Below are 12610 nucleotides of genomic sequence, written 5' to 3'. Positions count from 1 at the left end.
GTGCTGTTCGTGGTCGGCCTCGTGATAATCTTCGTCTACGAGTACGAAGCCCTCCGCAGGACGAAGGCTTAGTTCCGGACCCGAACCCTTTCCAAAACCGTAGTCTGCGTAGCCTCCAGGAGCCACGCTCCCATCTTTGTCAGCTTGGCCGAAACGCCGACTATCCTCAGCTTCTCCCCGGGCTGGACCGCCGAGACCTTCCCCGAGGCGTCCCTCCAGGCTACGAGCTTGACCTCACCCGTGTCGTCTCCTAGCAAGAGCTCACCCTTCCGCGCCGAAGATCCGTCAGTCAGGCGGACATCATCCACCGACCCGGCTGAGAGTGCTATCACCTCTACCATGATCGGCTTGCCCTCCTGCCTCGCGTCCTTGAGCTTCGTGACGAGTCCCTCGAGCTTGGGGAGCGACTCGTCGTTCACCAGGTTCAACGACTCGGGCGAGTCGCAGTAGAGCCGCCCTCCTGACTCCCTGTCCGGGGCAAGCGCGACTACGTCGCCCATCGCCGCAGACCTGGCCTTTTCACCCAACTCCACCACCGTCACCTTCCCACCGGCGTCGAGACACAGCAGCTGCCTGGACGTCCCGCTTGTCGCGGCCGCGACCCTGAGCTTCATCCGCTCCGCCTTCTGACCGATGATTATCGCACTGCCCGCGTCGCCGTGGACCTCGTACTCCCCGCTGGAGGAGCGCCTCGCTCTGACGTTGGTCACCACCACCCTGTCACCGCGCTTTAGCTCGGGCCTCGCACTCGGGCTCCAGACCACGACCCTCACCTCGCCTCTGCCTCCCTCGACTCCGAACTGGAAGAGAGACCCTCCCGACCCGTCTGCCCTGGTGAACTCGCTGTACCTCGGTTCAGAGCTGACCACGAACTGCAGAGCGACGAAGTGTTCCTCCTTGTCGAGCTTCGGCGTCTTCTCCATGGAAGAAGAGAGCTCCGGGATCCTCGCGAGGACCTTCTGGTCCTCGACCACTTCGACCTTCCCCCTCTTCCCAAGGTTGAGGTTCGGCTTCCCGTCCAGCCCCTGCTTGACGTAGCCGCTCATCACCCTGACTGGCATGTCAGTCTGAAGATTCAGTTTCTCTACCTCCTCGATCCCCTCCTCCCAGATAGTCATCCGAGCGGTCTGACTCCCGTCGAAGAGGACAAGTCGCTTGTACTTCCCTTCCCCGCCTTCCTTCTTGTTGAACGAAGAAATGGGATAGACCGCCAGCACCCTGGCGACCACGGTTACGTCGTTGGCTCCGATGTAGAGGTCCTTTATCCTGAGGTCGGCGCCGGTCTCGTCCTTACGCAGAGATATCCCCATCTCCCCCGCGACCAGAAAGAGGGCCCCCTGGTCGGTCAGGTAGCCTGCACCCACGGTCTTCTTCTTCTCTTCAATCCTCCTCGAGAGTTCCTCTCTCGAGAGCTCAGGCCTCTGCGAAAGCAGGTCGCCTACTAACGAGTCGAAGTCATACATGGCCTAACCTTTCACGGTCTTCGAATTGACCAGAGCGATCCCTTCCTCAAGGATGTCAAGGCCCTCGGTCATCTCTTCTTCGGAGATGTTCAGGGGTGGGATCACCCTGATGGTGTTCCTTCCCGCCATTATCACCAGGAGCCCGTGCTTGAAGCAGTAGTCCATGATGTCCTTGGCCTCCTCTTCGCCGCGTGTCTTGGTCTTCTTGTCCTTGACGATCTCCACACCGATGAACAAGCCCAGGCCTCTCACGTCGCCGACGATCTCGAACTTCTCCTTTATTTCGAGGAGCCTCTTCATCGCTTTCCCTCCTACTCTCTTGGCGTTCTCCATCAGCCGTTCAGTCTTCATGACCTCCAGGGTCGCCAGAGCGGCCTCGACCGCGATGGGGTTGGCCCCGAAGGTGGACGCGTGCTGCCCAGGCTTCCAGCTGTTCATGACCTCGGACTTGGCGACCATAATCCCCAGAGGGAGCCCCGACGCGATGCCCTTTGCGATCGTCACTATGTCAGGTACGACCCCGAAATTCTCGATTCCCAAGAACTTCCCTGTCCTCCCTACTCCGGTCTGTATCTCGTCCGAGACGAAGAGAACCCCCTCTTTCCTGAGGAACTCCATCTTCTTGAAGTATTCAGGCGGTGGGACGACGTAGCCACCCTCGCCCTGAATCGGCTCGAAGAAGTACGCTGCTATCTCGTCTATCGGGACAAACTTCTCAAGGTACTGTTCCTTGAAGTAGTCGACGCAGTAGTAGTCGCACTCCGGGAAGGTCTGCTTCCACGGACATCTGAAGCAGTAGGGAAAAGGGAAGTGGACGACGTCGGGGACGAGGGGAAGCGAACCCTTCCTCTGGATAGGCTTGCTCGCCGTAAGGCTCAGAGAGCCCATCGTCCGCCCATGGAAGGCGCCGCCATGGGCGAGGTAGATCGGCCTCCTGGTGTAGTTTCGGGATAGCTTCATCGCCGCTTCGATCGCCTCTGCGCCGCTGTTGCCGTAGTAGGCCATCTTCGGGAAGTCGCCCGGGATCTTGGAGACAAGGCTCTCAGTCAGCTCGACGAGATTGTCGTAGTAGAAGTCGGTGTAAGAGAAGTGGATGAACTTCTCAGCCTGCCTCTGGATGGCATCGACCACTTTGGGGTGCGTCGACCCGGTGCTGAGGACCGCGATCCCAGCGGCGAAGTCCAGGAACTGGTTCCCGTCGACGTCCTTCACAAGCGAGCCGTGGGCAGACTCCACCACGAGCGGATAGAAGCGTGAAATCGAAGGTGAGAGGAACTTCTCAGTCTTCTTGACGACGGCCGCGGCCTTGGGTCCGGGGAGCTTCCCGCCGACCTTGGCGAACTTGCGTGCTCCCATAGAAATCGTGAAGCGCCGAGGATTTCGGGCTAAAATACTTACTGGGGTATCGAGAGCTCTATCTCAATGACCGGCAGGTTGAGCTGCCTTCCATCCCTCGAAGTGACGCTCTCACCGTCGATCTTGATGTTGGAGATCTCCACATTGCTCATGAAGCGCTTCTTCAGCATCTGAGCGACCTCCACGGACATGTTGATCGCCTCACCGCGCGCCCTGAGAACGACCTGGTGGGCGCCCCCGTTGAACATGGTTATGCAGGCGGTCACGTAGTTCAGGATGGGCTTGGATTGGCCAACGATGACCGTCTTTCTCTCTTCGGAAGCCAATGAAGCGTCTAGGTTCGACTTGGGCTATAAAGTCTCTCATGGCATGAGAGGAAGACCGAATCCTATTTCAGCGGGCCGTTTGGAGTGGGCTCCGAAGTGGTTAACAAGCCGGGCAGGAGGAAGCCCACTAGTCGGAGAACCACTTACCTTCTCATCGGGGTCGTCGTGGCCGTCCTGGTGGTAGCCGCCGGATGGTATTACTACAACTCTGGGGCTTCGACTCTCCCCGGTACCGGCAAGTATGCAAGGATCTACACGAGCCTTGGTTCGTTTGAGGTCGAGCTGTACCCCTCCTCGGCCCCGCAGACCGTTGCCAACTTTGTTCACCTAGCCCAGACGGGCTTCTACGACAATCTGGTCTGGCACAGAATAGCCGCGGCCCCCGATGTTTCTGTCATTCAGACAGGCGACCCGAGCACAAGGAATGCCGCAGGCGACCGAAGCACATGGGGGGGTGGCAGTTCTACTCCAACGGTACCGCTCGAGGTCTCGAACGCGAGCCTACACAACGACCGAAGCTACCTGGGACTCGCGAGGGGAAACGACAACAACAGCGGGAGTTGCCAATTTTATGTCAACACTGGGGACAACAGGAACCTGGACGGGCGCTACGCGGTCTTCGGCCGGGTCATCTCTGGGATGAGCGTGGTCGATGCACTTGCGGCCCTACAGGTCTATGGGTCCACCGACCCTTATCCAGAACAACCGGTGAACCCGAGCGAAGCGATGATGATCAACGTCACAATCATCGCGAGCCCCTAAGCTGCTACTTCGGCTTCGATTCGACTTCGTCGCAACAACAGCAGCAACAGCAACACGCCAATCGATTCACCCCGTCAGGTGTATGGGGACTGCAGGTAGTTATTGACCGGTCTTCCGGCGATACTTCCCGCTGACCCTTTCTAGGGCCCCGTAGTTGACCAGTCGCTTCAAGGTCCTGGAGACGACTTCCTGGTGAAGTCCCACGGCCCTCTTCACAGCCGAGAAGCCTATGGGAGCGCTGCTGGAGCAGACCGTCTCACAGATCCTCATCTCCCTGTCTGTGAGCTGCAGGTAGTCATCGTTGCATTCGGGACAGGCCACACAGCATGAGGCTGAAATCATCGCATGCTTCAATGAGCAGGCCTCGTATTTATTGACCGGGGTCGACCTAATACCCCGACTTCACGAGCCCCGCGTAGTCGAAGACCATCACGCCGTCACTGTGAGTGTAAGCGTACATGAACCTGGCTTGGTAGTCCTGCTTGCTCGTCGTCGCGAAGACCCCCACACTTCCGACGCTCCCAGGCGCGATGAATGACTGGAGCGACGACTGGTAGGTCTCCAAGACGAGCAGGTCTGGGTGTAGGCTGGAGGTCATGTTGGTGGTGGTCACGGCGGTCGAGCCCGAATAGCTGCCCTTCAGAGCGTTGAGAAAGGACTCCTGGGACGCTGTTGTGAGGCCTGACATGTCAAGGCTGATGCCGTCCTCCCCAATGCCGTAGATCAAGGAAGGGAGGGGCTGCGACGGGGCGGTGATGTACAGCGAGAAGTAGATCTTCAGCCCTGACTGATGCGAGGTCAGCACGAAGCTTCCGAGCTGGCCTTGGGTGAAGAGGAGTTCCCCTCCCCGGTAGACTTGGAAGAAGACCGTGTTGAAGCCCTTCCCAATGGCGAAGTCGACCATCGAAGCGAAATTCGTGTCGTTGACCTTGCCGTTTCCTTGGTTCACATAGAGAATCACGGACTTCGCGGATGAGTGTGTGGTCGAACTCGTACTTGTCGGACCCCCACCCGTGATCTGACCATAGAAGATGTAGGCTGCTCCTCCGACGACCACGATGGCCATGATGAGAACCGCCGCACTGGTCTGCTGCGTGATTCCCTTTCCAGAACCGAGAAGCAAACAGAGTTGCCAGCTTCTCAGATAGGATATAAAACGAACCTCACCGGGCCGCGGGCCAAGGGGTCGTCGGCTAGACCTTGGGGCCCGGAACTCCTGGCCCGAAGGGGCAAGTCTGGTCTAGGCTTTCAGCCTCGGGCGCTGAAGATCGCTGGTTCAAATCCGGCCGACCCCACCAATTCTGTTGTATTGGACAGACCGGAGCAGACACCAGAGGTCAGAGACGACTGACCTTGGCAGTTAACTCACGGTCAAATCACGGCAAAACTGAGGATCGGACTTGCAAGAAGGGCCCAGGGAAGTGTGCAGCAATTAACCAAGAGGCCTAACCAGTTCAGGTACGTAGCGGAATGTCAGGGGAACCGGGGGTTCTTCAAGACCAAGGCCGAAGCGGATGCTTTCTCCGATAAGAGCGGGGATGGAGAGATTACGAAGGTCCGGGTGGAAGAACCGCACCGTCTCTTCGGAGTAGCGAGGAACGGCCGAGAGTACAGACTGTGGTCCTCCGAGGATGCGGGAAAACCCCTCAATTCCCACGACCTTCCTGTTGACCGATACTTCTATCACAACACTCGGACCAAGAGACTCGATTCAATCAGAAGGTTCGGCCTGCGTTCCACAATCGAGCCAAAGTGGAGGCTGGCGCAGTATGGCGAGTCGGTCCCACTTGAGCCTGAACGCAGGCTCTATCTGTATGCAAGTGAAGACGACGGCCTCTCTTACCTTCGTGGTAGGCTCCCTCCCAACACAAACCCAGATGACGAAACACCCTTGAGGTTTCCTCGGGAACTGCTTGACGGCCGACCAGTCTTCTTTGACGGGAGATATGATGGGAGGATAATGAGCATCCGCTCGGTGGAGGTGAGGATACCACCCAAGTATCTAGAAGTCTGCTATGATGTGCACACCCTATACAAGAAGAAGGAACGCATCAGGACTGGCAGCTGGACGTCGCTCGTCTAGCTCAGAGGAGTGCTGCCCAACGTGTCAGTAGTGACACGTTCGGCCCCCTTTAAGACGTGACCCATCATCAACCGCAGTTATGGCTCCGAAGAAACCTAGGTTCCGATCCGGCAGGGTCGACGCCCTCGCGTCGGAGGGCGAACGGATGGTCATGGCACTGTGGGACCAGAAGAACGATTGGCTGCGGCATGGCGACATCATTCGCAGGCTGAAGGACGTCAAGCCAAGAACCATTGAGCGAGTCCTGGCTAGGCTTGAGAAGAGAGGGGTGCTTGAGAGGAGGCGGGATAGATCTGCTTCCTATTATCGGAAGCTGGAGGCACCGAAGGAATTCATAGCGGTCAGCTACCTTGCCGAGCTCGACGCCAGACTAACCCCTGGAATGGCCTACGAGTTCGAAGTCGGTGGGATGTTCTCTGAGATAGGCTTCGGGCGGATCGTCGGGTTCCCAGCCTACAGAGACGAGGAACTTCGCCCCGATGAGAAGGAGCTGATTAGGCTCTTGACTGCAAGGCTCGGATTCATCTTCCATGCTCTGTCCCTCATACGAAATGCGACGGTGATGAGGAGGATGGGGATTGAAGTCGGCATCAACGAGATGGCCTTGCTGACTTCCATCGCGGAAGGCGTGGCACAGAACGTTTCCCGGGCTTCCAAGGATGACCCTGAGGCCTTGCTGAAGGCACTCGGCCCGAACATGCTACCTCCCACGACTGCGGCGTTCGTTCGGGACAACCTTGCCCTGCGAAGGAAGATGGCCGACGTGGAACTCACGAGCGACTTCTTCCTCTCCGAGGGTACCATCGACGACTACATCCAGAAGACCGCAGACTCGACCTCGAGGTACTTGGAGATGTCCGTATCCCAACTCCTGGGCGAACTCGAAGCGTCTCGTCGTAGGGAGACTGAATACGTTACAATGCGGAGAGCAACCCGCAAGAAGCCTGCGGGCTTCAAGGATCTCTTCTTCAGAATACCGCCTGAAATCTCTGGTCCCCAGCACGAAATCCAGCGGGCGTTGGCATACAAGGTCGGGGAGGCGTTCAAGTCGAAGGGCCTGAAGGAGATTAACGAGCTTGGCCTTGTCATGAGTGCGCATCCGTGGACAAGCAGCCAGTTCGCGGATGTGGAGAGGCTGGTGCACTGGGCAGTCGAATCTGCCGCCCGCTACAAGGAGAAGGGGGTTGAAATTGCAACTCCCAAGTTCGCGAGAGATGCCGGTGACTCGGTCGCGCAACTCCACGGGTTCGACCTTGACGGACTGCGTCCCTTGCGGAGAAAACCTTGGTTCGTGAAGTATGTCGGGGCGAATTGGGCCGAATTCACGAAGGGGTTCGTTGCTGGTCGAGAGCGTGTCAGGGAAGAGAGCAGGAAGTTCATGGATGGGTTCCTGGGCAACCTCGACAGCCTTGAGGAAGATTTGGGCAAGAGCGGTCCGAGCGCGTGAGCCCAGCAGTCAATCCCGCTCATTCTGGTGGAATCCAAGCCGGATTGACCCGACGCGTTCGGCCGCTGCCAGACGTGTCATTAACTCCGCATCAGCTATTAAACGCTAATTCGACCGCCTTTGAATGTAATCCAACCCCCATCAAGACCATAACACAGAGGACATTTAGGACATTTCTTCTAGCATTTGTGTTGTATTGGACGCTAAATATCATCTGCAATTAGTCAGTCATGATTGATTGGAACCAAGTTGATAGGTTCATCGAAGGTGTCTACAGAAAGAGCCATTCCGTCCACTCGAAGCACTTCTACTCATTCGGTATCAAGAAGTTCAGACAGTTCGCGGATGAAAAGAGAATCGACGCCAACCAAGCGAACCTCTACGAGACGATGGACGCGTTCGTTGGCTGGCTTGACTCGAAGGGACTGAAGCCCAAGACCATCGTCGACTACCTCAGCGCCGTCAAGCGGTTCCTGGTCTTCTGCGGGTTCGAGATAGACGACAAGAAGTTCAGGAACAAGGTCTCCACCCCCAGGGTCATGAAGATAGCCGAGGAGCCGCTGAAGATGGATCAGGTCAGGCGGTTGCTGACTACGGGGAAGCCCAACGCCAGGATGAGGGCCCTGATCTTGCTTCTCTTGAGCAGCGGTATGAGGCTCACGGAGGCGTTGAGTCTTACAATCAACGACTTGGACCTGAAGGCCGAGCCAGCCCGGGCCTCTCTTCGTGCTGAGATGACCAAGGGGAAGAGGGCGAGGGTGGCGTACATGAGCGACGAGGCGAAGCAGGCGATGAACGAGATCATCAACAGTGTTTCATCCGGTGGGTTCATTTTCGATTACTCCGGGGACATCTGGTCGAGGACCAAGATTGCGACCGTGAACTTCAGGAGGGTGGTGTCACGGGCAGGGCTCGGTGAGAGGCTCGACAACCACAGGATCCACAAGATCCACTTCCACATCTTCCGCAAGTACTTTCTGACCAAGGGGAGCGACGTCATAGGGGAGCATGCGGCCCACGCCCTCTGCGGGCACGGCTTCTACATGGACACTTATTATCAGAAGAGCGAGGAAGAGAGGGCCTCTGACTACCTGAGACTGATGCCGCACCTCAGCGTCTTCGGGACAAGGGAGGGGCCTGATTTGAAGACCGAATTCAAGCGAGAGATTCTGCTGAAGGTGGGCGGGTATAGCAAGGAAGAGGTGGGCAAACTCGACCTCGCTGGTATGGAAGACAAGGAGATTCAGAAGCTGGTGCGAGAGCGGCTCCTCGGAGAAATGGCGGACAACGGCAGCCATCAGAAGGTAGTGCCCGTCAGCGAAGTGGAGAGCTACATTACCAAGGGGTGGGAGTTCGTAGCTTCCTTATCAAATGAGAAGACCATTCTGAGGCTCCCCAACTGACAGAAGTGGCGGCCTTCCTTCCAGAGTAGGTTTTGCCCAGAAACGTGGGTTTTTCGAGCTAGAAATTGACTACCGAGCGTCCGCTCAAGCCTTCTTGTGGGTCCGAACGTAGTCGAGGAGCTCGCGCTTCGAAATTCTCCACTCACGGCCTTCCTTCGACGCCGAAATCAGACCGCGGTTGGCGAGGACTCGTAGATAAGCGGCAGAAAACGACGAAAGCCTCTCGGCTTCGACCAGGGTGAGAAGGTCGTCTTCCGGTTTCTGTTCCAGTGCCCTGAGGATCATGTCCAGGTGCTTGATCACGTACTGGGCGAAGAAGTTCACCAGCGGTGCGTAGTTGCCCTCGTCAGCCTTCGCCAGATAGTTCAGGTATCTCTTCCTGTCCGCGTTGAGGATGATGACCGGGGGGTAGCGCTTCCTTAGAAGGACAAGGTTCGCCAGCAACCTAGACATTCTTCCGTTCCCGTCCTCGAAAGGATGGATGAAGACAAGACGATGCAGAGCCACGGCTGCCAGCTCGACGGTGGTGAGTTCCCTCGGATTGTCGTTGACCATCTTCACGAACTCCTCCATGAGGCGGGGGACTTCGTATGCGGGAGGGGGGACGTGCCTTGAGCCCCTGATTCCTATCTGGCCAGTCCTGTATCGCCCGACGAACCTCTCTTCGATTGTCCCTTTCATCAGGATTTGGTGGAGAGTGGTGATGTCGAACTCTGTGATGCTCTTGCCCTCCGTGGCCAGGTTCTCTATGTAGTCTAGCGCCTCGGGATGGTTTCGTGCTTCGTCTAGCTCTCTCAAACTCTTCCCATGGACCGTTATCCCTTCCTCGATGAGGAGCTGCGTCTCCCTGAGCGTCAGGGTATTCCCCTCGATGGCGTTGGTGTTGTAGACGTACTCTGCCCTGAAACTCTCCTTCAGTTTGTTCACGACAGTCGATGAGAGAGGCCTCTTGGCATCGACTATGGCCCACTTGTTGAGAATAGCTTCATTCAGCCTTGGTCTGGTCAGTGTTCCCATAGACTAACAGTATACCGCAGAGTATACGATGTTATAAGTATTGCGCTAACATACATAAACAATGATATGATAGCCTAGACCGCTAGGCTACAGGAATTGACAGAATGACCAGTTACAGCGAAAGCCTACCAGAACCCTGATTCCTATCCGTGGAATGATCGTTCACGAATGAGTAATACGATTTCTTTCAGTCTCAGGGGCCTCTTTCCTCAAGAGAGCCAAGTCCAAATTGACGGTGAAGCGGTTACACTTTCGACTTGCCCTCTCCTCAATGAGATGCCACAGGCGGCATCCACCTAAAATCACCAATGGTGCCAAAAACCGTCCCGTGTGGTACAGGTGGATGGAGAGATCCCCAACAGTAAGGAATCACTATTAGTCAGATTTGTTGACAGAGTGTCTGGACGAGAGAAAGCGAAGAAGATTAGACTCAGTCCTCTCAAAATCCTACTCTATCTGGAATCGCGCAAGAGACACGAGCGAGTCACTTCGATCGACAAACTGAAAGACGAAGTCGGAATCGGGGGATACGACACGATCAGGAAGAGCTTCGGCTGGCTCCTTGAGCACAAGTATATCGCCCCCGCTCCGAATGTTCCCGTCATCTCTCCATCAGAGATTCTGGACCCGCAGGAGTTCGTGGTCACCTCACTTGGAAGGCGAGCCCTAAGACCATTCTTGGCAACCTTCAGCCTGAATGAAGTCCTAATCATTTCGACGATGACCATGGTACTCGGCCTCGCTCTGGGACCAAGCTATGCCATGTGGAGCGCCGATACTTCATACAGTGGGCTTCTTGTTGCCCTAGACCTGATTGCAGTGACTGTTGTCGTTAGTCTGATGCTGGTGATGACGACGGAGGCAAGGGAGAGGCACCAGGCACACGTCGTCTCATTGATTCAGAGTGTGATTGACAGAGACAGAGCCAAGGACTCTGAATCTGAGAAATCCGACCCCAAGTCCTAGAGGTTTTCTCCGATTATGGGGTGAAAGGGCCGCTCACGTCCCCCTCACCTATGCCAGAGGTCGAGGTCGACATCCGCCCGCTCAAGGAATTCGTGGCTACCAAGTGCAGACCTGATTCGGTTCTGAGGAGGGTGATACTGTCCGAGCCCGACCTAGTTTCCATCACCGACCTCGCGGCTAAGCTGGGGACGTGGTTGTCCATCCTCAGGGAGGAGGTGGACGGCTGAACTTGACTGAACCCTTCCTTTCCCCATTGACCGCGTTCATACTCCTGGCCTACCTTGCAGCCGACATCGGCGCATCCGTAGGTTGGAGGGCCGAAGATTCGCAGGAGGCGAAGCGACGCATATCGACCGTGTTTGTCATGAGCTTCTTCTCGGCGGCGTCTGTTTCCATCATCTATTCACAAGTCCCGGCTCTCGATGGGCCCATCCTCTCCGGGGTGTGGGTGTTCACGCTCATCTTCCTCGTCTGCCTCTCGTGGACTCTCTATCATGAAGTCCGAACCAACACAAGGAGCGAGGAGCAGGTGAAACTGAGCGTGGTCGAACACATCGACAAGGAGCTGCAAGCTCGTTTGGAGCCTCTGACCGGCGCGGTCAACGGGATGCAGACCACTCTTTCAGAGCTCACCACGAAGTTCGCCGCGCTGAGCCAGGAGATGGATGAGTTGGCGCCGTATGACGATAGCCTTGCCGACTCCATACAGGCGCAGACGAGGGCGATGGAGGCCGTAAACAAAAGAGCCGATCAGAGGGAAGCGCAGTACAGCGAGGTAATCACCCAGTACTACAAATGGCACAAACAACGCGATGAAGCAATCAAGAGCTTCGATCTTCTGATCGACAGAGCCCAGGACATGTTGGAGAGGTTCGGCATGTTCTCGGACCAACTAGACGAACTCTCCGATTCATTTGGGAGAGGAGGAAGCGAATCGCAAGCAGGCTCCAGTCCTAAGGAACTTAACACCAATCAAGTTACCCAGAGTCAGATGCCCCAAGGTGGGGCTCCGCCCTCTCCTTCGAGTGGCAAACTAACGAAGGAAGCTGGGATTGCGAACCGGGACAAAGGCAACAAGGCCCAACTCAAGTTCTCCGAAGAGACACTTCACGGCGCGGGGAAGCTGCATGACAACAGCCTGAAGGAAGGGACGCCGGACTTCGTCTTCTATGCGCCTGGCACGCGCACTGCGAGGGGGGTCGGCGCATTCAAGGCTTTGACGCTGAAGGAGGATGGGACCCGGCAGAGATGGATACCGAGGAGGAAGGTGCTCGCAGAGTTGAGACTAGCGCAGAGGTATGCCGTCCCCATGATCCTTTTCGTTCAGAACCTCACGAATGGGAGGATTTGGGCCAAGGTTATGCCGGTGGGAGAGCTGAGGGAGTTCAACGGATTGACCACGCCGCTGGATCTTGTAGAGAACGAACCCCGTTCAGAGAGAGTGTGCAGGGAGACGATGGAGATGGCCCTCCAACTGCTTTGAAGGGGGAACATCCGCTATTGTCACGGCGTTGTCACGACAACCACAGGTGTGCGACGGTGCTCTGTTCCTTCCGGCGACGCACCCTTCTTTATTGTTAAGCAGACCTCCCTTTAGGCTTCCGCCAGCTTCGCGACAACCCGTGCAGTTCAACATCAGGGTAATCTATTCTGCTATTCTGATCTCCGCAGCACTTCGATTTTGGCGCATTCCTTCGTCAAGTCGTTGTCGCCTTCGCCTGTTCCGGTGATGAGCCCTCACGTAAATCCTCAATAGAAGCCAAGTCAGATCGTCTTGTGCCGTCATT

General features: G+C 56.6%; 13 protein-coding genes. 7 read left to right on the top strand and 6 right to left on the bottom strand.

Annotation, left to right across the window (positions count from 1 at the left end):
• Positions 1-68: 68 nt before the first annotated feature.
• Genes HY247_05965 through albA form a run of 3 tightly spaced genes read right to left on the bottom strand, consistent with a single transcriptional unit; the run spans position 69 to position 3145 of the window.
• Complete coding sequence (locus tag HY247_05965) at positions 69-1463, bottom strand: hypothetical protein (protein QQG48295.1); 1395 nt, start codon at positions 1461-1463, stop codon at positions 69-71.
• Positions 1464-1466: 3 nt separating this feature from the next.
• Positions 1467-2819: an acetyl ornithine aminotransferase family protein gene (locus HY247_05960; protein ID QQG48294.1), complete on the bottom strand. Its 1353-nt coding sequence runs from the start codon at positions 2817-2819 to the stop codon at positions 1467-1469.
• Between the two features lie 38 nt (positions 2820-2857).
• On the bottom strand, positions 2858-3145 hold the full coding sequence (gene albA, locus HY247_05955) for a DNA-binding protein Alba (protein ID QQG48293.1): 288 nt from the start codon (positions 3143-3145) through the stop codon (positions 2858-2860).
• 84 nt (positions 3146-3229) lie between these two features.
• Here albA and HY247_05950 point away from each other — a divergent pair, with 84 nt between their 5' ends.
• On the top strand, positions 3230-3907 hold the full coding sequence (locus HY247_05950; protein QQG48292.1) for a peptidylprolyl isomerase: 678 nt from the start codon (positions 3230-3232) through the stop codon (positions 3905-3907).
• A gap of 99 nt (positions 3908-4006) precedes the next feature.
• Here the strand turns inward: HY247_05950 and HY247_05945 are convergent, their stop codons facing one another.
• Both HY247_05945 and HY247_05940 read right to left on the bottom strand, forming a co-directional pair.
• Positions 4007-4249 (bottom strand): hypothetical protein, encoded by a 243-nt coding sequence (locus HY247_05945; GenBank protein QQG48291.1) that lies wholly within the window; start codon positions 4247-4249, stop codon positions 4007-4009.
• Positions 4250-4295: 46 nt separating this feature from the next.
• The gene (locus HY247_05940) at positions 4296-5030 is read right to left on the bottom strand and encodes a hypothetical protein (protein ID QQG48290.1); all 735 of its coding nucleotides are present in this window, start codon (positions 5028-5030) and stop codon (positions 4296-4298) included.
• 300 nt (positions 5031-5330) lie between these two features.
• Here HY247_05940 and HY247_05935 point away from each other — a divergent pair, with 300 nt between their 5' ends.
• The 3 genes from HY247_05935 to HY247_05925 all read left to right on the top strand — a co-directional run bounded on the left by HY247_05935 (position 5331) and on the right by HY247_05925 (position 8840).
• Complete coding sequence (locus HY247_05935) at positions 5331-5990, top strand: hypothetical protein (protein ID QQG48289.1); 660 nt, start codon at positions 5331-5333, stop codon at positions 5988-5990.
• A gap of 79 nt (positions 5991-6069) precedes the next feature.
• Positions 6070-7437: a hypothetical protein gene (locus tag HY247_05930; protein ID QQG48288.1), complete on the top strand. Its 1368-nt coding sequence runs from the start codon at positions 6070-6072 to the stop codon at positions 7435-7437.
• Positions 7438-7667: 230 nt separating this feature from the next.
• On the top strand, positions 7668-8840 hold the full coding sequence (locus HY247_05925) for a tyrosine-type recombinase/integrase (protein ID QQG48287.1): 1173 nt from the start codon (positions 7668-7670) through the stop codon (positions 8838-8840).
• Positions 8841-8924: 84 nt separating this feature from the next.
• Here HY247_05925 and HY247_05920 read toward each other — a convergent pair whose 3' ends face one another.
• The gene (locus HY247_05920) at positions 8925-9857 is read right to left on the bottom strand and encodes a Fic family protein (protein QQG48286.1); all 933 of its coding nucleotides are present in this window, start codon (positions 9855-9857) and stop codon (positions 8925-8927) included.
• 330 nt (positions 9858-10187) lie between these two features.
• Here HY247_05920 and HY247_05915 point away from each other — a divergent pair, with 330 nt between their 5' ends.
• The 3 genes from HY247_05915 to HY247_05905 are packed head-to-tail and all read left to right on the top strand — an operon-like array spanning position 10188 to position 12306.
• Entirely contained in the window at positions 10188-10823 is a 636-nt protein-coding gene (locus HY247_05915; GenBank protein QQG48285.1) for a hypothetical protein, read from the top strand.
• A gap of 50 nt (positions 10824-10873) precedes the next feature.
• Positions 10874-11050: a hypothetical protein gene (locus tag HY247_05910; protein ID QQG48284.1), complete on the top strand. Its 177-nt coding sequence runs from the start codon at positions 10874-10876 to the stop codon at positions 11048-11050.
• A gap of 2 nt (positions 11051-11052) precedes the next feature.
• On the top strand, positions 11053-12306 hold the full coding sequence (locus HY247_05905; protein QQG48283.1) for a hypothetical protein: 1254 nt from the start codon (positions 11053-11055) through the stop codon (positions 12304-12306).
• The last annotated feature ends 304 nt before the right edge of the window (positions 12307-12610 follow it).

This window comes from archaeon (assembly GCA_016432545.1).
Taxonomy (GTDB): Archaea; Thermoproteota; Nitrososphaeria; order Nitrososphaerales; family Gagatemarchaeaceae; genus UBA183.
The sequence above is the reverse complement of the archived record's forward strand: the minus strand, read 5'-3'. Positions and strand labels throughout refer to the sequence as shown.

What these genes read in the sequence shown, in the direction of transcription:
- HY247_05965 (QQG48295.1), bottom strand. Translation starts at nt 1,463, where the DNA reads ATGTATGACTTCGACTCGTTAGTAGGCGACCTGCTTTCGCAGAGGCCT.
- HY247_05960 (QQG48294.1), bottom strand. Translation starts at nt 2,819, where the DNA reads ATGGGAGCACGCAAGTTCGCCAAGGTCGGCGGGAAGCTCCCCGGACCC.
- HY247_05945 (QQG48291.1), bottom strand. Translation starts at nt 4,249, where the DNA reads ATGATTTCAGCCTCATGCTGTGTGGCCTGTCCCGAATGCAACGATGAC.
- HY247_05930 (QQG48288.1), top strand. Translation starts at nt 6,070, where the DNA reads ATGGCTCCGAAGAAACCTAGGTTCCGATCCGGCAGGGTCGACGCCCTC.
- HY247_05925 (QQG48287.1), top strand. Translation starts at nt 7,668, where the DNA reads ATGATTGATTGGAACCAAGTTGATAGGTTCATCGAAGGTGTCTACAGA.
- HY247_05920 (QQG48286.1), bottom strand. Translation starts at nt 9,857, where the DNA reads ATGGGAACACTGACCAGACCAAGGCTGAATGAAGCTATTCTCAACAAG.
- HY247_05910 (QQG48284.1), top strand. Translation starts at nt 10,874, where the DNA reads ATGCCAGAGGTCGAGGTCGACATCCGCCCGCTCAAGGAATTCGTGGCT.